Origin of the sequence: Ruicaihuangia caeni (genome assembly GCF_040536845.1) — a bacterium.
Classification (GTDB): domain Bacteria; phylum Actinomycetota; class Actinomycetes; order Actinomycetales; family Microbacteriaceae; genus Ruicaihuangia; species Ruicaihuangia caeni.
This window is the reverse complement of record NZ_CP159582.1, coordinates 2,541,413-2,560,524: the sequence shown is the minus strand read 5'-3', so window position 1 is coordinate 2,560,524 and position 19,112 is coordinate 2,541,413. Positions and strand designations below refer to the sequence as shown.

The window sequence follows — 19,112 nt, the reverse complement described above, 5'->3', positions numbered from 1 at the left end:
GTCGCTTTCTGAGCGGGCAAAGTCGTGAGACTGTGCAAGAGCGGTGATATCCGGTTGACGACGCCGCCATTCGCGTGCAGTCCCCGCGCACGCCGAAGGTCGGGGAGAATCGAACGGTGGATCCGTTGAGAATCGTCTTTGCCGGCAGCCCGGCTGTCGCCGTGCCGTCGCTCGACGCGATCTCGGCAAGTCCCCACACGGTGCAGAGCGTCATCACCCGCCACGACTCGCCGCTCGGTCGCAAGCGCGTCATCACTCCGACACCCGTCGGTGCGCGTGCGGATGAGCTCGGCATCCCGACGCTGAAGGCGAACCGCCTCGACGACGAGGCGGGGGAGCGCATCGCTGCACTGCGACCCGACCTCGGCGTGATCGTCGCGTACGGCGCACTCGTGCGAGAACCGCTGCTCAGCGTCCCGCGCCTCGGCTGGATCAACCTGCACTTCTCACTGCTGCCGCGCTGGCGAGGGGCCGCGCCGGTTCAGCACGCGATCATGGCGGGCGACGACATCACTGGAGCCTGCGTCTTCCAACTGGTCGAGGAGCTCGACGCCGGCGACGTGTACGGACACCTCACCGAGCCGATCGGCAGCGCAGACACCGCCGGCGAACTGCTCGAGCGGCTCTCGCACTCCGGAGCGCGCCTGCTGGCGGAAGTGGTCGATGCCATCGCGCGCGGCGAGGCGAGGGCCCTTCCGCAGCAGGGAGATGTCACCCTCGCGCCCAAGCCGACCGAGCGCCACGCGCGCATCGACTGGCAGCTCGACGCGCGCTCGATCCACAACCGGGTGCGCGGAGTGACGCCCGAACCGGGAGCGTTCACCGAAGTCGACGGCGCCCGGCTCAAGGTGCTGCGTGCGGCACTGCACGTTGCGGACGATCGGATGCCTGACCTTGCACCGGGCGCGCTCCGCCTTCACGACGGCGCACTGCTGGCCGGCACCGGCACGACGCCGATCGAACTGCTCGAGGTGCAGCCGGCGGGCCGGAAGCCCATGCGCGCCGCCGACTGGTGGCGCGGTCACCGGCCGGAGCAGGCACAGTGAACGCATCGGGCGGACACCGCGATCGGAGGCGCAGCAGCGGCCAGGAGCGATCGAACGGTGGTACTCGCAGAGGCGGCCCCCAACGGGACCGCTCGGGAGGCCCTCGGCCCCGCGGAGCATCGGCCGAGCAGCAGCGGCGGGTCGAGCCGTCCCGGCGCATCGCCTATGAGGTGATCCGCGCTGTGACCGATTCGGATGCCTACGCCAACCTGCTCCTGCCGCCTCGCCTCGCGCGTTCCGGCCTCGCTCCCAACGACGCGGCGTTCGCCACCGAGCTCACGTACGGCACACTGCGCGGCCTCGGCTTCTACGACGCGGTGATCGCCGCGGCATCCGGACGCCCTGTCGAGAAGATCGACGCCCCGGTGCTCGACGCGCTTCGCCTGAGCGCGCACCAACTGCTCGGCATGCGAGTCGGAGCCCACGCCGCAGTCGACCAGGGTGTTTCCCTCGCTCGAGCGAACGCCGGTGGAGGAGCAGGAGGCTTCGCCAACGCAGTGCTTCGCCGCATCACCTCCCTCGACGCCGCGGGCTGGCGTGCCGAACTGCTCAAGGGTGTCACCGACCCCGACGAGCGACTGGCGATCGAGCACTCGCACCCTGCCTGGGTCGTGCGAGCGCTTCGACAGGCGCTCGCGGCCGAGGAACGCGTCGACGAGCTCGAGGCGCTTCTCAACGCTGACAACGCCGCGCCGCGCGTGAGCCTTGCGCTGCTTCCCGGTCTTCCGCACGACGACGACGCAGTCGAGCAGCCGCTCGCCGCTGCTACCTACTCGCCGGTCGGAGCCGCCGCACCGTCGGGTGACCCAGCGCGGCTGGCCGCGGTCCGGCACGGCACCGCGCGCGTGCAGGATGAGGGCTCGCAACTCGCTGCCCTGGCGCTCAGCCGCGCCCGGCCGGTGCAGCCCGGTGAGCACTGGCTCGATCTCTGCGCGGGCCCCGGCGGCAAGGCGGCGCTGCTGGCTGCCGAAGCAGCACTGGGCGGTGCCACGCTGACCGCGAACGAACTGGTGCCCGCCCGTGCCGGCCTGGTGCGCACCGCACTCGCACCGTTCGACCCGGCACCCCCGGTGCTCGAGCGCGACGGCGCCGAGCTCGCCGCCGAGATGCCAGACGCCTTCGACCGCATCATGCTCGATGCACCGTGCACCGGACTCGGCGCGCTCCGCCGGCGACCCGAAGCGCGCTGGCGCAAGCAGCCTCGCGATGTTCCCGCGCTCACCGCGCTGCAGTCGCGGCTCCTCGACGGTGCCATCACCGCGCTGAAGCCCGGGGGAGTGCTCGCCTATGTGACCTGCTCCCCGCACCTCGCCGAGACGCGGTTCATCGTCGATGACGCCGTGCGCCGCGCCGGTGGCAAGGTGCAGAGGCTCGACACTCGAGCCGTGCTCGACGGGATAGCGCGGCATCCGCTCGATCTCCCAGTCGGATCGAACGAGGGCGAAGGCTCGCATGTGCAGCTCTGGCCGCATCGTCACGGCACCGACGCCATGTTCATCCAGCTGCTCACCAAGTCGGCCGACTGAGGTCGCAGCCGACGGAATCGAGCACCGGTGCACGGCCTGGCTAAGGTGGGCAGGTGACCGTGCGCATCAATCCGAGCATCCTGTCGGCCGACTTCGTGAACATGCAGGCCGAGCTCGACCGGATCGCCACGGCAGACCTCGTGCACGTCGATGTGATGGACAACCACTTCGTGCCGAATCTGACCTTCGGCCCGCAGATGGTGCAGCGCATCCAAGACGTGTCGCCGATTCCGCTCGACGTGCACCTGATGATCGCGGATGCCGACCGCTGGGCGCCCGGCTATGCCGAGCTCGGCGCGGCATCCGTGACGTTCCACGCCGAGGCGGCCGACGACCCGGTGAAGCTCGCCCGGCGCCTCCGCGAGATCGGCTCGCGCGCCGGTATCGCCCTCAAGCCCGGCACCGATGTCGAGCCGTACCTCCAACTGCTGCCAGAGTTCGACCAGCTGCTCATCATGACGGTCGAACCCGGTTTCGGCGGCCAGTCATTCATGGCCGAAATGATGCCGAAGCTGCGGCGCGCACGCGAGATCGTGGAGCGTGAGCGGCTCTCGGTGTGGCTGCAGGTCGATGGCGGCATCACCGCCGACACCATCACGGTCGCCGCGGATGCCGGGGCCGACACCTTCGTCGCCGGCTCCAGCGTCTACAACAGCGGCGACCCGACCGAGAACATCGCCGCGTTGCGTGCCGCCGCCGAGGCGCACACGCACGCGCACCGCTGACGCTGCGGCATCCGCCCGACGCACCCGCTGCGCAGCTGCCGCCGCACCACAGACCCTGCCCACCACAACCGAATGGACGGAACCATGGCAGACAAGACCAAGCCCGAGATCGACTTCATCGAGGGCGACGCACCCGACGAGCTCGTCATCACCGATCTCGAGGTCGGCGACGGCCCCGAGGCGACCCCCGGCGCCCGCGTCGAGGTGCACTACGTCGGCGTCGACTTCGAGACCGGCGAGGAGTTCGACTCGAGCTGGAACCGCGGCGAGTCGATCACCTTCCCGCTGCAAGGCCTCATCAAGGGCTGGCAGGAGGGCATTCCCGGCATGCGTGTCGGCGGCCGCCGCCAGCTCGTCTGCCCGCCCGCCATGGCCTACGGCCCCGCCGGCGGCGGACACCGCCTCTCGGGCCGCACCCTCGTCTTCGTGATCGACCTCCTCGGCGTCAGCTGACGCGCTTCGAGCGTTAGGTCGCGGCCGGGGCTCGACGCGGTGGCGGGGCTCTCCCAGCGCCACCGCGTCGAACCCAGGCCGGCGACGTCGGTGCGTCATGCTTGAGGCGACCGCTCGAGCGTGAGCCGCGGCCCACCGAACCGGCGCGCAGTCGCGCTCCGCTAGCCTTGACTGCTGTGAAGACCTTCGACGACCTCTTCGGCGAGCTGCGCGAGAAGGCTGAGACCAGGCCGGCGGGTTCCGGCACGGTGGCTCAGCTCGACGCGGGCGTGCACGCCATCGGCAAGAAGATCGTCGAGGAGGCCGCCGAGGTCTGGATGGCGGCGGAGTACCAGAGCGACGACGAGACCGCCGAAGAGATCTCGCAGCTGCTGTACCACCTCCAGGTGCTCATGCTCGCGAAGGGCCTGACGCTCGATGACGTGTATCGACATCTGTGATCACGCTCCGTCATCCGTCAGCCACACCAGCGCCGCAAGCGAGCGGCGAGAAATGAACGTGACATGTTGCGCATAGCCGTGCCCAACAAGGGGTCGCTCTCAGACACCGCTGTGCAGATGCTGCACGAGGCGGGGTACGCCACCCGCCGCGACCCCAAGGAGCTCATCGTCTCCGACCCACGCAACGACGTGGAGTTCTTCTACCTTCGCCCCCGCGACATCGCCACCTACGTCGGTTCGCAGGCACTCGACGTCGGCATCACCGGCCGCGACCTGCTGCTCGACTCCGGCTCCGAAGCGCTCGAGGCGGCAGAGCTCGACTTCGGCGAGTCGACGTTCCGGTTCGCCGGCCCGGCCGGGCACTTCCACCGTCTCGAAGACCTCGAGGGCGTGCGGGTCGCCACCAGCTACGTCGGCCTCGTCGGAGCCTTCCTCGAGCGCCACGGTGTCAAGGCGCACCTCGTGAAGCTCGATGGCGCGGTCGAATCGGCCGTGCGCCTGGGTGTTGCGGATGCTGTCGCCGATGTGGTCTCGACCGGCACCACTTTGCGCAAGCAGGGCCTCGATATCTTCGGTCCCGTCATCCTCGAGTCGGCGGCAGTGCTGATCAGCTCGAAGCCAGAGCTCGACGGTCTGGAGACGCTCAAGCGGCGTCTGCAGGGTGTGATGGTCGCGAGTCAGTACGTGCTCATGGACTACGACTTGCCCGCCGATCTCATCGAGCAGGCCTCAGCGATCACCCCTGGCCTGAAGTCGCCAACCGTTTCACCGTTGCGCGACCCCGCGTGGGTCGCAGTGCGCGCCATGGTGCCTCGCAAGGTCGTGAACCAGGTGATGGATGAGCTCTATGACCTCGGTGCCAGGGCGATTCTCGTGACACCGATCCACGCCGCGAGAATCTGATGAGCACGGTTTCGATCGAGGAGGTTCCCGTGGAGACGACTTCGGCGATTCCGGCACCTGCGAGCGAGCGTTCGATGGACGTCGCGACGCGGGTCATTCCATGCCTGGATGTCGCAGACGGCCGGGTCGTGAAGGGCGTCAACTTCCTCAACCTGCGCGACGCCGGCGATCCGATCGAGCTCGCGCGCAAGTACTACGAGCAGGGCGCAGACGAGATCACCTTCCTCGACGTCACCGCGACCGTCGAGAACCGCGCGACCACCTACGACATGGTTCGGCTCACCGCCGAGCAGGTCTTCATCCCGCTCACGGTCGGCGGGGGAGTGCGCAGCACTGAGGATGTCGCCCGGCTGCTCGCGAGTGGCGCAGACAAGATCGGCGTGAACAGCGCCGCGATCGCCCGGCACGAGCTGCTCAGCGAGATCGCCGACAGGTTCGGGTCGCAGGTGCTCGTGCTCTCGCTCGATGTGAAGCGCAGCCTGCGCACCGAGTCGGGATTCGTGGTGACGACGCACGGCGGACGCCGGGAGACCGATCTCGATGCGCTCGCGTGGGCGCGCGAGGCGATCGATCGCGGCGCAGGCGAGTTGCTGGTCAACTCGATCGATGCTGACGGCACCAAAGAGGGGTTCGACCTCGAGCTCGTCTCGGCCATGCGCGAGCTCAGCCGCGTGCCGGTGATCGCCTCAGGCGGCGCCGGCAGGCTCGAGCACTTCGCTCCGGCCGTGAAGGCCGGCGCCGACGCGGTGCTCGCGGCATCCGTCTTCCACAATGCCGAGCTCACCGTCGGCCAGGTGAAGCAGGCGCTGCGCGACGAGGGGGTCTCGGTGCGATGAACAGCGAACCGCACGATGACGAGCAAGGGCGTCGGCCCAGTACTGACGCCGAAGCCGCTGTCGCTCGAGCCCGCTTCGACGAACGAGGCCTGCTGCCCGCCATCATCCAGGAAGAGGGCACCGAGCAGGTGCTCATGCTCGGCTGGATGGATGCCGAGGCGATGCGCCGCACGCTCACCGAGGGCCGCGTCACCTTCTGGAGCCGCTCCCGCCAGGAGTACTGGCGCAAAGGCGACACCTCGGGCCACGCGCAGTACGTGCGCGCCGCCGCGCTCGACTGCGATGGCGACACGCTGCTCGTGCGAGTGCACCAGGTGGGCGCCGCCTGCCACACCGGCGCCCACGCCTGCTTCGACGTCGACCCACTCACGCCAGCACTTGGCGGGGAAGGAGCCTGACCGTGCTCGGCACCACCACACGCGATGACTTCGCGCGGCGTCTCGAAGCGGGGCACCGCGTGGTGCCAGTGATCCGCGAGCTCTTCGCCGACGGGGAGACCCCTGTTGGGGTGTACCGCAAGCTCGGGCAGGATCGCCCGGGCAGCTTCCTGCTCGAATCGGCCGCGCAGGGCGGAATCTGGTCTCGCTACAGCTTCGTCGGAGTCTCGAGCTTCGGTGTGCTGACCGAGCACGATGGCACTGCTCGCTGGATGGACTACGGGCTCGCGGCGGAACGCGCGCTCGGCACGGACGCGCCCACGGCGCCGCTCGACGCACTGTCGGCGCTGCACGAGCGCTGGGCGACGCCCCGCGAGCCGGGCCACCCGCCGCTCACCGGCGGACTCGTCGGCTTCATCGGGTGGAATGCGGTCCGTCAACTCGAGCGGCTGCCCGACGCGCCTCCGGCCGACTTCGACGCACCCGACCAGGCCATGAGCTTCGTCAAGGAGCTCATCGTGCTCGATCACCGCACCGGGAGCGTGCTGCTCATCGTGAGCGTGCTCGGCGACGGCACCCACGACGAAGAGCGACTGTGGGCCGACGCGCAGGCCGACCTCGACCGGCTGCAGCAGGGCCTGGCCAAGCCGACCGAGACCTGGCTCGGCGAGGTCGATATGGCGGCGTCGCCATCGCCGCACCCGCGCATCTCGCCGGAGGACTTCCAGGCGGCCGTCGTGCGCTCGAAGGAGCACATCCGAGACGGCGACGTGTTCCAGGTCGTCATCTCGCAGCGCTTCGACCACGAGGCGCATGCCGATCCACTCGATGTCTATCGCGTGCTGCGCGTGCTGAACCCGAGCCCCTACATGTACCTGCTCGCGCTCGAAACCGTCGACGGCGACCCGTACTCGATCGTGGGCTCGTCGCCCGAGGCCCTCGTGAAGGTGGTGGAGTCACGCGCGTTCACGCATCCGATCGCGGGCTCTCGTCCGCGCGGCGACACGCCTGAGCACGACGTCGCTCTCGCAGAGGAGCTGCTGCACGACGAGAAGGAGCGAGCCGAGCACCTTATGCTCGTCGACCTGGCTCGAAACGACCTGTCGAAGGTCTGCAAGGCCGGCACGGTCGAGGTCACCGAGTTCATGCAGATCGAGCGCTTCAGCCACATCATGCACCTCGTATCGTCGGTCGAAGGCGACCTCCGCGACGGCCAGAACGCCATCGATGCCTTCCGCGCCACCTTCCCCGCAGGCACGCTCTCGGGCGCTCCGAAGCCGCGCGCGCTGCAGATCATCGATGAGCTCGAAGTCGCGCAGCGCGGGCCCTACGGAGGCGTCGTCGGATACTTCGACTTCGCGGGCGATGCGGATGTCGCGATCGCCATCCGCACCATGATGATCGCCGACGGGGTGGCGCGGGTGCAGGCCGGCGCCGGACTCGTGGCCGAGTCGGATCCGCTGACCGAGCACATCGAGACTCAGAACAAGGCCGCCGCGCCCCTCCGTGCGGTCGCCATCGCGAACGCGATGCGCCGGGTGCGCTGATGAGCGACAGTGCCGCCGCTCGGCCGCCGTCGACGGCGAGACGCATGAGGCTCATCGCGATCGTCGGCGGTCTCGCGATCGCGGGCCTGCTGCTGCTTGCATGGACCCAGCCGTGGGCGAACGTCGACCTCACCACCGGTGCGACCGTTGAGCTCACCGGATCGGATGCCGCACCCGCACTCGCCGCGCTGGGGCTCGCCGCCCTCGCGCTTGCCGCCGCACTGACCCTTGCGGGGGTCGTGTTCCGGGTCGTGCTGGCGGTGCTGCAGGCGCTAATCGGAGTCACGGTCATCGCATCGACCGCGTTCGCTCTCTCGAGCGCCGCGACAACGGCCGCGCCTGCCGTAACCAAGCTCACCGGGGTCACTGGATCCGAATCGGTCGCCGCGCTGCTGGGCGACGTCGCGTGGACCGCCTGGCCCGTCATCGCCATCATCGGTGGCGGCCTGTGCGTGTTGCACGGCGCGTTCGTGCTCGCCACCGCACGCAAGTGGCCCCGCTCGGGCCAGCGCTTCGAACGCGCCGACGACCAGGGCGCGAGAGCACGGCGTGACGGCGGCGCGGAGCCTCCCCGTGATGCCATCGGCGACTGGGACGCGCTCAGCGGCGGCGACGACCCGACTGCGCGATAGACTGAAGCGGCCCCCGTAGACGACGACCCAAGGAGCACTGTGTCTGCAGCGAATGACCCCGGCCACGGCAACTCACCCGCCGCCTGGACGGCCGTGGTGATCATGCTGGCCGCCTTCATCATCGGCACGTTCGCCTTCTGGTTCGACATGTCCTGGCTCGTGTGGGCCTCCGCCGCGCTCCTCGTGGTCGGCTTGATCGTGGGCTGGGTGCTCGCGAAGGCCGGGTACGGCGTGAACGGCGACAAGTACCAGCCGAAGGTGCATTCCTAGAGTGCTGTCAGAGCTTGTCGCCGGTGCCGTCGAAGACGCCGCCGGCCGCCGCAGCGTGCGCTCGCTCGAAGAGGTCGAGCGCGCAGCCCTCGCACGCACTCCGGCACTGGATGCCGTCGCCGCTCTTGCGCCCGCCGAGCGGGTGAAGATCATCGCCGAGGTCAAGCGCGCCTCGCCCTCACGGGGTGCGCTCGCGACCATCGCCGATCCGGCAGCGCTGGCGGCCGACTACGAGCGGGGTGGCGCAAGCGCCATCAGCGTGCTCACCGAGGGCCGCAAGTTCGGCGGCTCGCTCGGCGACCTCGAGTCAGTGCGAGATCGCGTCTCTGTGCCCGTGCTGCGCAAGGACTTCATCGCCGACCCGTACCAGGTGCTCGAGGCACGCGCCGCCGGTGCCGACATCGTGCTGCTCATCGTGGCTGCGCTCGATGACGCGACACTGCGATCGCTGTACCGACTCATCACCGACCTCGGCATGGCAGCGCTCGTCGAGGCCCACTCAGCGGAGGAGCTCGACCGAGCCCTCGCACTCGAGGCCAAGCTCGTCGGCGTCAACGCCCGCAACCTCAGCACGTTCGAGCTCGACCGCGACCTCTTCGGTCGCTTGGTCGACAGGTACCCGGCCGGCGTCGTGAAGATTGCCGAGTCGGCGGTGCTCTCGGCATCCGATGTAGCGCACTACCGGGCCGCCGGCGCTGACGCAGTGCTGGTCGGCGAGGCACTCGTCACCGGGGGAGACCCGGTCGCGCGACTGCAAGAATTCCTGGCGGTCTGATGGCAGAGCACGAGTCCCAACAGCGCGAGACCCAGCAGCACCAGACCCACCTGCGCGACCAGCGCGGCCCCTACTTCGGCGAGTACGGCGGGCGCTACATGCCCGAGGCGCTCATCGCCGCTGTCGATGAGATCGCAGCAGCGTACGAAGAGGCCAAGAACGACCCGGTCTTCCAGAACGAGCTCGCAACTCTGCACCGCGAGTACACGGGCCGGCCATCGATCATCACGGAGGTGCCGCGCTTCGCGGCGCACGCCGGCGGTGCGCGCATCATCCTCAAGCGCGAGGACCTCAACCACACCGGGTCGCACAAGATCAACAATGTGCTCGGCCAGGCCCTGCTCACGAAGCGCCTCGGCAAGACCCGCGTCATCGCCGAGACTGGCGCCGGGCAGCACGGTGTCGCGACCGCGACCGCTGCCGCGCTGTTCGGCCTGGAATGCACCATCTACATGGGCGAGGTGGACACTCAGCGCCAGGCGCTCAATGTGGCCCGGATGCGGCTGCTCGGCGCAGAGGTCGTGTCGGTCAAGACCGGCTCCCGCACCCTCAAAGACGCGATCAATGAGGCCTACCGCGAGTGGGTCACGACGGTCGAGACGACGAACTACGTCTTCGGCACTGCGGCGGGCCCGCATCCATTCCCCGTCATGGTGCGCGACTTCCAGAAGATCATCGGCGAGGAGGCGCGGCAGCAGGTGCTCGATCGCACCGGACGACTCCCGGATGCCGTTGCAGCCTGCGTCGGCGGCGGCTCGAACGCGATCGGCATCTTCCACGCGTTCCTCGACGACGCCGACGTGAAGCTGTACGGGTTCGAAGCGGCCGGCGATGGCGTGGACACTCCCCGGCATGCGGCAGCGATCGGCAAGGGCCGGCCCGGCATCCTGCACGGCGCGCGCAGCTATCTGCTACAAGACGAAGACGGCCAGACTCAGGAGTCGCACTCGATCTCCGCGGGTCTCGACTACCCGGGTGTCGGCCCCGAGCACTCCTGGCTCGCCGACATCCACCGGGCGGAGTACCGGCCGATCACCGACACCCAGGCGATGGACGCGCTCCGCCTGCTCAGCCGTACCGAGGGCATCATCCCCGCGATCGAATCGGCGCACGCCCTCGCGGGCGCACTCGACCTGGCGCGCGAGCTCGGGCCCGAGGGCATCGTTCTCGTGAACCTCAGCGGCCGCGGCGACAAGGATGTGGCGACCGCCGGGCGCTGGTTCGACCTCTTCGACGAAGGAGCGGTGCAGGCGTGAAAGCGCGATCAGTGGGCGAGGTGCTCGACGAGCGCATCGCGCGCGGCGAGGGCTCGCTCGTGGGCTATCTGCCCGCAGGCTTCCCGGACCTCCAGACGGGCATCGACGCGGCTGTGGCTCTTGCTGAGAATGGGGTCGACGCGATCGAGCTCGGCGTGCCGTACTCCGATCCGGTCATGGACGGTCTCGTGATTCAGCAGGCGACGCAGAAGGCGCTTGCGAACGGATTCCGTCTTCGTGACCTCTTCACCGCGGTCGAGGCGGTGCGGTCACGCGTCGACGTGCCCGTACTGGTCATGACCTACTGGAATCCGGTTGTGCAGTTCGGCGTGGATCGCTTCGCCGATGCTCTCGCGGATGCCGGCGGCTGCGGCCTGATCACTCCCGACATCACGCCTGACTCGGCCGCCGACTGGATCGCCACGAGCGACCGCACCGGCCTCGACCGAGTGTTCCTGGCGGCCCCTACGTCGACGGATGAGCGGCTGCGCGAGATCGCGCAAGCGACGCGCGGCTTCGTCTACGCGGTGTCGACGATGGGCATCACCGGACTCCGTCAAGATCTCGACGCTGCGGCTCGCGGACTGGTCTCGCGGCTTCGCGACGCAGGGGCCGAGCGCACGTGTGTCGGAATCGGCGTATCGAACGCCGACCAGGTCAGCCAAGTGCTCGAGTACGCCGACGGCGCCATCGTCGGCACAGCGCTGGTGAAGTCGCTCGCCGACGACGGTGTAGCGGGCCTCGCCCGCACGGCGCGAGCACTGGCCGACGGCAAGTAGACTCCAATCCTGCGAGCGGTTTCGGCCGCCACCCGCACGAACTGACCGAAAGGCGACCGAAGCGTGATCGCACCACTGAGCATCCCGAGCCCGGATGAGGCTTGGCGGGTCTTCAGCTTCGACCTCTTCGGGCTGCAGTTCAACATCCACACCTACGCGTTGTGCATCCTCGCGGGCATCATCGTCGCGACGGTGATGACCAGCCGGCGCCTCACCAAGCGCGGCGCGGAGCCCGGCGTGGTGCTCGACATCGCGCTCTTCGCCGTGCCGCTCGGCATCATCGGAGCGCGCGCGTACCACGTGCTCACCCACCCGGACGACTACTTCAACGGGCAGAACCCGTGGTCTGCGTTCTTCATCTGGGAGGGCGGCATCGCGATCTTCGGCTCGCTGATCGGCGGTGCGATCGGCGCCTGGATCGGCTGCCGCATGACCGGCATCCGCTTCTGGACCTTCGCGGATGCGGTGGCTCCCGGCATCCTGCTCGCGCAGGCGTTCGGGCGCTTCGGCAACTGGTTCAACCACGAGCTCTTCGGCGTGCCGACCGACCTCCCCTGGGGGCTCGAGATCGAGTCGACCAATCCCGCCTTTCCGGTGGGACTCCCGGCGGGCACGCTGTTCCACCCCACATTCCTCTACGAGGTGCTCTGGAACCTCGCCGGAGTCGCCCTGATCCTCTTCCTCGAGCGCAAGTACCGACTGCAGTGGGGCCGCGTGCTCGGTCTGTACCTGATCGTGTACGGCCTCGGTCGCGCATGGTTCGAGTCGATCCGCATCGACCCCAGTGAGGTCATCCTCGGCATCCGGGTCAACGTGTGGGCCGCCTTCGCCGCCATCGTGCTCGGCATCGTCATCATGTGGGTGCAGGGTCGCCGCCACCCCGGCTTCGAGCCCGGCCCCTACGTGCCCGGTCGCGTGTGGCTGCCTCCTTCAGCCGAGGCGAACGCTGACGTCTACAGCGAGGAAGACTTCACGGCGACCGCGGATGCCGCACCCGCCGAACTGGTCGACTCCTCCGCTTCGGGCGGGTCCGCACCCAAGGCGTAGCGCCCCGCCCGCTCCGGTCATGACCGGAGCGCCACGCATCAGCATCCGTCGCCACGCGAACGCTCGGTTCTCAGCAACCGGGCGCGCACGCATCGGCGTCGACTCTTCGACGACCGCTGTTCGACGACGGACCACCGGATCGCACGTCGCGCCGACGTTCACCCATTCGGGCGCGATCCGGATCGCCGATGGTGCGACTTTCCGCCGGCCCTGGCCGCTCAGAGCCTCGGGACGGCGGCGCACCACCGACCCCTGAGGACGACACCATGTCCCAGTCCACTCCGCCGACGCCATACGGCCGCACGGAACGCCGCCCCCAACACCGCAGCGCCGCACCCGGTGCGCGCGACATGCCCGAGGCACAGGGCCTCTACGATCCACGCTTCGAACGCGACGCCTGCGGCCTCGCGATGGTCGCCACGCTGCGCGGGCATGCCGGCCACGACATCGTGCGGCTCGCGCTCGACGCGCTCCGGCACCTCGAGCACCGCGGCGCAGTGGGGTCAGACGCCGGCACGGGTGATGGCGCCGGCATCCTGACGCAGGTGCCCGATGAGTTCCTGCGGACTCAGACGGCGTTTCCGCTGCCCCCGCGAGGCCACTACGCCGTCGGGATCGGCTTCCTCCCCGCCGACCGCGCAGAGCGCGCCGTGGTCAAAGCCGGGATCGCACGAATCGCCGAGGAAGAGCACCTCGAGCTGCTCGGGTGGCGAGCGGTCCCGGTGAAGCCCGGGGTGCTCGGGGAGCTCGCGCGTGCGGCCATGCCCTCATTCGAGCAGCTCTTCGTCTGCGCCTCAGGCCATGCAGGGCCCGCCCCAGCCGGACTCGAGCTGGACCGGCTCGTGTACCGGCTCCGCAAGCGTGCCGAGCACGAACTTGGCGCGTACTTCGCATCGCTCAGCAGCCGCACGATCACCTACAAGGGCATGGTGACGACGCTCCAGTTGGAGCCGTTCTACCCTGACCTGAGCGACGAGCGGTTCGAATCCAGGCTCGCGATCGTGCACTCGCGCTACTCGACGAACACCTTCCCGTCGTGGCCGCTGGCGCAGCCGCTGCGCATGATGGCCCACAACGGTGAGATCAACACGGTGCAGGGCAATCGCAACTGGATGCGTGCGCGACAGTCGCAACTCGCCTCAGACCTCCTCGGCGATCTCGAGTCGTTGCTGCCGATCGTGACTGAGGGCGGTAGCGACTCGGCGTCATTCGACGAGGTGCTCGAACTGCTGACTCTTTCCGGTCGCAGCCTGCCGCACGCCATGCTGATGATGGTGCCCGAGGCGTGGGAGAACCAGACGGCGCTCCCACCAGCGCAGCGCGCGTTCTACGAGTTCCACTCCATGCTCATCGAGCCGTGGGATGGGCCGGCAGCGCTGACCTTCACCGACGGAGCGCTGGTGGGCGCGACGCTCGATCGCAACGGTCTTCGCCCCGGTCGCTTCCTCGTGACCGATGACGGGCTCGTCGTGCTGGCGAGCGAGGCCGGTGTGCTCGACATCGATCCCGCGACGATCGTGCGCAAGGGACGACTGCAACCAGGGCGCATGTTCCTCGTCGACACCGAGGCCGGCCGCATCCTCGAGGACGAGGAGATCAAGGCGCAGCTCGCGGCATCCGCGCCGTGGAGCGAATGGCTCGACGCGGGGCGCATCCGCCTGCAAGACCTGCCGGAGCGCGAGCACATCGTGCACACCACTGCGTCGGTGACGCGACGTCAACGCACCTTCGGCTACACCGAGGAGGAGGTGCGGATGCTGCTCGCGCCGATGGCGCGCGATGGAGCCGAGCCGATCGGGGCCATGGGATCGGACACACCGATCGCGGTGCTGTCGCAACGGCCGCGACTGCTCTTCGACTATTTCACGCAGAGCTTCGCACAGGTCACGAACCCGCCGCTCGACTCGATCCGTGAAGCCGTGGTGACCTCGATGAGCGTGAGCATCGGTCCCGAACGAAATCTGCTGAGCGCGGGGCCGAAGCACACGCGCCAGGTGATCCTCGATTTCCCCGTGATCGACAACGACGAACTCGCGAAGATCCAGCACATCGACCCACGGCCCAACAACCGGGTGACCCGAACCATCCGGGGCCTCTACCGCTTCGATGCCGGAATCGATGCCATGGAACGGCGTCTCGAGGAGATGTGCCGCGAAGTCGACGAGGCGCTCGAGGAGGGTGCCGAGTTCCTCGTGCTCTCGGATCGCGACTCCAACAAGGATCTCGCGCCCATCCCGTCTCTGCTCATGGTGTCGGCCGTGCACAATCACCTCGTCCGCACCGGCCGCCGCCTCACCGTGGGCCTCATCGCCGAAGCGGGGGATGTGCGCGAGGTGCACCATGTGGCACTCCTCATCGGCTACGGGGCGTCTGCGGTGAACCCGTACCTGGCGATGGAGACCTGCGAAGACCTGGTGCGTCGCGGGGTCATCAGCGACATCACGGTCGACGAAGCGGTGCGCAACGTCATCACCGCGCTCGGCAAGGGCGTGATGAAGATCATGTCGAAGATGGGCATCTCTGTCGTGAGCTCGTACTCGGGGGCCCAGACCTTCGAGGCGATCGGGCTCAGCCAAGACCTCGTCGATCGCTACTTCACGGGCACCGTGAGCCGTCTCGACGGAGTCGGACTCGATGTGATCGCCGAAGAGAACCTGCGCCGTCACAGCTCTGCCTATCCTGAGCATCCCGCGGCGAACGCTCACGAGCGCCTTGCGACCGGCGGCGAGTACCAGTGGCGCCGAGACGGCGAGTTGCACCTGTTCAACCCTGAGACGGTGTTCCGGCTGCAGCACTCGACCCGCACCCGCCGCTACGACATCTTCAAGCAGTACACGCGCCGCGTCGACGAGCAGTCCGAGCACCTGATGACACTGCGCGGGTTGTTCCGGCTGAAGCAAGCGCAGCATCCGATCCCGATCGAAGAAGTCGAGTCGGTCGAGTCGATCGTTCGGCGCTTCTCCACGGGCGCGATGAGCTACGGCTCGATCTCGGAGGAGGCGCACACGACGCTTGCCATCGCCATGAACCGGCTCGGTGCCAAGTCGAACACCGGCGAAGGCGGCGAGGATGTCGAACGGCTCCTCGACCCGGAGCGCCGCAGCGCTATCAAGCAGGTCGCCTCGGCGCGCTTCGGCGTGACGAGCATGTATCTCACTCACGCCGACGACATCCAGATCAAGCTCGCACAGGGCGCGAAGCCGGGGGAGGGCGGCCAACTTCCCCCGGGCAAGGTGTACCCATGGGTCGCGCGCACCCGGCACGCGACCGCCGGGGTGGGTCTCATCTCCCCACCGCCGCACCATGACATCTACTCGATCGAAGACCTGAAGCAGCTGATCTTCGATCTCAAGCGCGCCAACCCGAATGCTCGCATCCACACGAAGCTGGTGAGCCAGTCCGGGATCGGAGCCGTCGCCAGCGGGGTCGCCAAGGCGTTGACCGATGTGGTCCTCGTATCCGGCCACGACGGGGGCACCGGGGCGAGCCCGCTCAACTCGCTGAAGCATGCGGGCACCCCGTGGGAGCTCGGGCTTGCCGAGACGCAGCAGACCCTCATGCTCAACGGGCTTCGCGATCGAGTGACCGTCCAGGTCGATGGGCAGCTGAAGACCGGCAGGGATGTCGTGATCGGCGCGTTGCTGGGCGCGGAGGAGTTCGGCTTCGCCACCGCACCGCTCGTCGTGACGGGTTGCATCATGATGCGGGTCTGCCACCTGGACACCTGTCCCGTCGGCGTCGCGACGCAGAACCCCGCGCTGCGCGAGCGCTTCACGGGAAAACCGGAGTTCGTCGTCAACTTCTTCGAGTTCATCGCGCAGGAAGTGCGCGAGCACCTCGCAGCGCTCGGCCTCCGATCGATCGATGAAGCGGTCGGCAGGGCCGATCTGCTCGATGTCGACCGAGCGGTGCGGCATTGGAAGGCTTCCGGGCTGGATCTCGCGCCGGTGCTGCATCTTCCCGTGGACGCGGCCGGTTCGCCGAGACGCCGGATGCGGGAGCAGCAGCACGGGCTGGACGAGCATTTCGACGCGCGTCTCATCGCCGCCGCATCCGCCGCTCTGGAGCACAACGAGCCGCTCTCGCTCGACCTGCCCGTCGCGAACACCGACCGCGCAGTCGGAACGATGCTCGGCCATGCTGTCACCGCGGCCCGGGGGGAGCGCGGCCTGCCCGAGGGCACCATCGACATCCGGCTCAGCGGATCCGCAGGCCAGTCGCTCGGCGCATTCTTACCGGGGGGCATCACCCTGCGGCTGGAGGGCGAGGCGAACGACTACGTGGGCAAGGGGCTGTCAGGGGGTCGGATCGCGTTGCGGCCCGACCCGAGGGCGCGCTTCGCGGCCGAGCACAACGTCATCGCGGGGAATGTGATCGGCTACGGAGCCACGAGCGGCAGCCTCTTCATCCGAGGCACGGTCGGCGAGCGGTTCCTTGTGCGCAACTCCGGCGCGACCGCCGTCGTGGAGGGTGTCGGCGATCATGCGCTGGAGTACATGACCGGGGGCACAGCGCTCATCCTCGGGCCCACCGGCAGGAACCTCGCCGCCGGCATGTCGGGCGGGATCGCGTACATCGCCGACTTGCGACGGGACGCGGTGAACCGGGAGATGCTGACCTCCGGGGAGCTCGGCCTCGCACCGCTCGACGAGTCTGACGCTGCAACCGTGCGCGAGCTGCTGCACCAGCACGCGAACGAGACGGCATCACCGGTGGCGGGGCGGATGCTGGCCGACTTCGATGAGGCGCTCGCGCGGCTCACCAAGGTGGTGCCTCGCGATTGGGCGGCGGTCGTCTCGGTCCGCCGAGCCGCCCTCGAGCGGGGAATCGATCCCGACGGCGCGGATACCTGGGAACGGATTCTGGAGGTGACCCGTGGCTGATCCACGAGGGTTTCTGAACACGCCCGAGCGTGAGCTTCCCGCTCGGCGCCCCGTGCCCGTGCGGCTCATGGACTGGCGCGAGGTGTACGAACAGGGCGATCCGTCCCAGTTGCGACGTCAGGCGGGGCGCTGCATGGACTGCGGAGTGCCGTTCTGCCACCAGGGCTGTCCGCTTGGCAACCTCATCCCGGAGTGGAACGACCTCATGTGGCGCGGCGACGCGCGCGAGGCGAGCGAGCGCCTGCACAAGACGAACAACTTCCCCGAGTTCACGGGAAGGCTGTGCCCGGCGCCGTGCGAGTCCGCGTGCGTGCTCGGCATCAACCAACCAGCCGTCACCATCAAGCAGGTCGAAGTGTCCATCATCGATGAGGCGTGGGACCGCGGTTGGGTGGCCCCGCAGCCGCCTGACCGGCTGACCGGGAACACGGTCGCCATCGTCGGGTCCGGGCCCGCGGGTCTCGCGGCGGCCCAGCAGCTCACCCGGGCCGGTCACACCGTCGTAGTGTTCGAGCGCGACGACCGCATCGGGGGACTGCTGCGCTACGGCATCCCTGAGTTCAAGTTCGAGAAGCACCATCTCGACGCGAGACTCGCCCAGCTCGAGGCGGAGGGCACGAGATTCCGGCCGGGCGTGGAGATCGGCGTCGACATCTCGTGGAGCGAACTGCGCCGGCGCTATGACGCAGTGCTGATCGCCACCGGTGCGACCGTGCCTCGCGAGCTCGCGGTCCCCGGGCGCGACCTCGGCGGCGTGCATGTCGCGATGGAGTACCTCGTCGGCCAGAACCGGGCCAACGCCGATGCCGTCCGCGACGGGCGGCCGGCGGAGGGACCTGCGATCACTGCGGCGGGCAAGCATGTCGTCGTGCTCGGAGGGGGAGACACCGGCGCCGACTGCATCGGCACCGCCCACCGACAGGGGGCTATCAGCGTCACGACGCTCGCCATCGGGCGCAGGCCCCCGGAGGAGCGTTCAGCGGATCAGCCCTGGCCCATGTCGCCGACGCTGTTCGAAGTGCAATCGGCTCATGAGGAGGGCGGCGAGCGGGTCTTCCTGGCCTCGACCGTCGAGTTCCTCGGCGATGCGGCGGGCCAGGTGCGAGCGGTCAAGGTCGCCGAGACCGAGTACGTCGATGGCCGGCGCGTGCCCAAACCCGGTACTGAGCGCGAGATCCCGGCCGATCTCGTGCTGCTCGCCCTTGGCTTCACCGGTCCCGAACGCGGCACGATCGACAGTGAGTGGCAACTCGCGGCGGATGCACGTGGAAACCTCGCTCGCGGCGCGGAGTACCAGACCGCCGAGCCAGGGGTGTTCGTCGCGGGCGATGCCGGTCGGGGCCAGTCGTTGATCGTGTGGGCGATCGCTGAGGGCCGAGCGGCTGCAGCCGCGATCGACCGGCACCTGGAGGGCTCTACCACCCTGCCGTCGCCCGTGCGACCGGATGACCGCCCTATCGCGCTGGATGCCTAGGCTGATATTCGACGTGGGCCGGTAGGTCGTGCTGCGGCATCCGGTCGAGATGGCTAGCGTGAGAGACGACACGCTCGCCATCGACGGCGGCGCCCGGGCCATCGCCCACGTCGGTGCCACTTCCCACGGGTGGCGCCCTCGAA

Annotated in this window: 17 protein-coding genes; all 17 read left to right on the top strand. The window is 68.8% G+C overall.

Annotated elements, in window-relative coordinates:
- Nucleotides 1-125: 125 nt before the first annotated feature.
- The 17 genes from fmt to ABV606_RS11835 all read left to right on the top strand — a co-directional run bounded on the left by fmt (nt 126) and on the right by ABV606_RS11835 (nt 18,969).
- On the top strand, nt 126-1,046 hold the full coding sequence (gene fmt, locus ABV606_RS11915; RefSeq protein ID WP_281488121.1) for a methionyl-tRNA formyltransferase: 921 nt from the start codon (nt 126-128) through the stop codon (nt 1,044-1,046).
- 182 nt (nt 1,047-1,228) lie between these two features.
- On the top strand, nt 1,229-2,572 hold the full coding sequence (locus ABV606_RS11910; protein WP_353987857.1) for an RsmB/NOP family class I SAM-dependent RNA methyltransferase: 1,344 nt from the start codon (nt 1,229-1,231) through the stop codon (nt 2,570-2,572).
- Nucleotides 2,573-2,625: 53 nt separating this feature from the next.
- Nucleotides 2,626-3,297 carry a ribulose-phosphate 3-epimerase gene (gene rpe, locus ABV606_RS11905; protein ID WP_353987856.1) on the top strand — a complete coding sequence of 224 codons (672 nt, stop codon included), beginning with the start codon at nt 2,626-2,628 and terminating at the stop codon, nt 3,295-3,297.
- An 84-nt stretch (nt 3,298-3,381) separates the two neighbouring features.
- Nucleotides 3,382-3,750, top strand: coding sequence for an FKBP-type peptidyl-prolyl cis-trans isomerase (locus ABV606_RS11900; RefSeq protein ID WP_281487846.1), 369 nt, complete (start codon nt 3,382-3,384; stop codon nt 3,748-3,750).
- Nucleotides 3,751-3,926: 176 nt separating this feature from the next.
- Nucleotides 3,927-4,190, top strand: coding sequence for a phosphoribosyl-ATP diphosphatase (locus tag ABV606_RS11895; RefSeq protein WP_353987855.1), 264 nt, complete (start codon nt 3,927-3,929; stop codon nt 4,188-4,190).
- Between the two features lie 63 nt (nt 4,191-4,253).
- Nucleotides 4,254-5,093 (top strand): ATP phosphoribosyltransferase, encoded by an 840-nt coding sequence (hisG, locus tag ABV606_RS11890; RefSeq protein ID WP_281487848.1) that lies wholly within the window; start codon nt 4,254-4,256, stop codon nt 5,091-5,093.
- 74 nt (nt 5,094-5,167) lie between these two features.
- Nucleotides 5,168-5,929, top strand: a complete 762-nt coding sequence (gene hisF, locus ABV606_RS11885; RefSeq protein ID WP_353988839.1) for an imidazole glycerol phosphate synthase subunit HisF — start codon at nt 5,168-5,170, stop codon at nt 5,927-5,929.
- Nucleotides 5,926-6,327: a phosphoribosyl-AMP cyclohydrolase gene (hisI, locus tag ABV606_RS11880; RefSeq protein WP_353987854.1), complete on the top strand. Its 402-nt coding sequence runs from the start codon at nt 5,926-5,928 to the stop codon at nt 6,325-6,327. Before hisF ends, hisI begins: the two co-directional genes overlap by 4 nt.
- A 2-nt stretch (nt 6,328-6,329) precedes the next feature.
- On the top strand, nt 6,330-7,853 hold the full coding sequence (locus tag ABV606_RS11875) for an anthranilate synthase component I (RefSeq protein ID WP_353987853.1): 1,524 nt from the start codon (nt 6,330-6,332) through the stop codon (nt 7,851-7,853).
- A 44-nt stretch (nt 7,854-7,897) separates the two neighbouring features.
- Nucleotides 7,898-8,485 carry a Trp biosynthesis-associated membrane protein gene (locus ABV606_RS11870; protein ID WP_353987852.1) on the top strand — a complete coding sequence of 196 codons (588 nt, stop codon included), beginning with the start codon at nt 7,898-7,900 and terminating at the stop codon, nt 8,483-8,485.
- A gap of 39 nt (nt 8,486-8,524) precedes the next feature.
- Nucleotides 8,525-8,755, top strand: coding sequence for a DUF6704 family protein (locus ABV606_RS11865; RefSeq protein ID WP_281487852.1), 231 nt, complete (start codon nt 8,525-8,527; stop codon nt 8,753-8,755).
- Between the two features lies 1 nt (nt 8,756).
- Complete coding sequence (trpC, locus tag ABV606_RS11860; protein WP_281487853.1) at nt 8,757-9,530, top strand: indole-3-glycerol phosphate synthase TrpC; 774 nt, start codon at nt 8,757-8,759, stop codon at nt 9,528-9,530.
- A complete protein-coding gene (gene trpB / locus ABV606_RS11855; RefSeq protein ID WP_353987851.1) occupies nt 9,530-10,786 on the top strand; it encodes a tryptophan synthase subunit beta in 1,257 nt (418 codons plus the stop codon). The genes trpC and trpB overlap by 1 nt, the downstream gene beginning before the upstream one ends.
- A complete protein-coding gene (trpA, locus tag ABV606_RS11850) occupies nt 10,783-11,565 on the top strand; it encodes a tryptophan synthase subunit alpha (protein WP_281487855.1) in 783 nt (260 codons plus the stop codon). The genes trpB and trpA overlap by 4 nt, the downstream gene beginning before the upstream one ends.
- A gap of 63 nt (nt 11,566-11,628) precedes the next feature.
- Nucleotides 11,629-12,612 carry a prolipoprotein diacylglyceryl transferase gene (lgt, locus tag ABV606_RS11845; RefSeq protein WP_281487856.1) on the top strand — a complete coding sequence of 328 codons (984 nt, stop codon included), beginning with the start codon at nt 11,629-11,631 and terminating at the stop codon, nt 12,610-12,612.
- 350 nt (nt 12,613-12,962) lie between these two features.
- Nucleotides 12,963-17,495 (top strand): glutamate synthase large subunit, encoded by a 4,533-nt coding sequence (gene gltB, locus ABV606_RS11840; protein ID WP_353988838.1) that lies wholly within the window; start codon nt 12,963-12,965, stop codon nt 17,493-17,495.
- Nucleotides 17,488-18,969 (top strand): glutamate synthase subunit beta, encoded by a 1,482-nt coding sequence (locus tag ABV606_RS11835; protein ID WP_353987850.1) that lies wholly within the window; start codon nt 17,488-17,490, stop codon nt 18,967-18,969. Before gltB ends, ABV606_RS11835 begins: the two co-directional genes overlap by 8 nt.
- Nucleotides 18,970-19,112 lie beyond the last annotated feature (143 nt).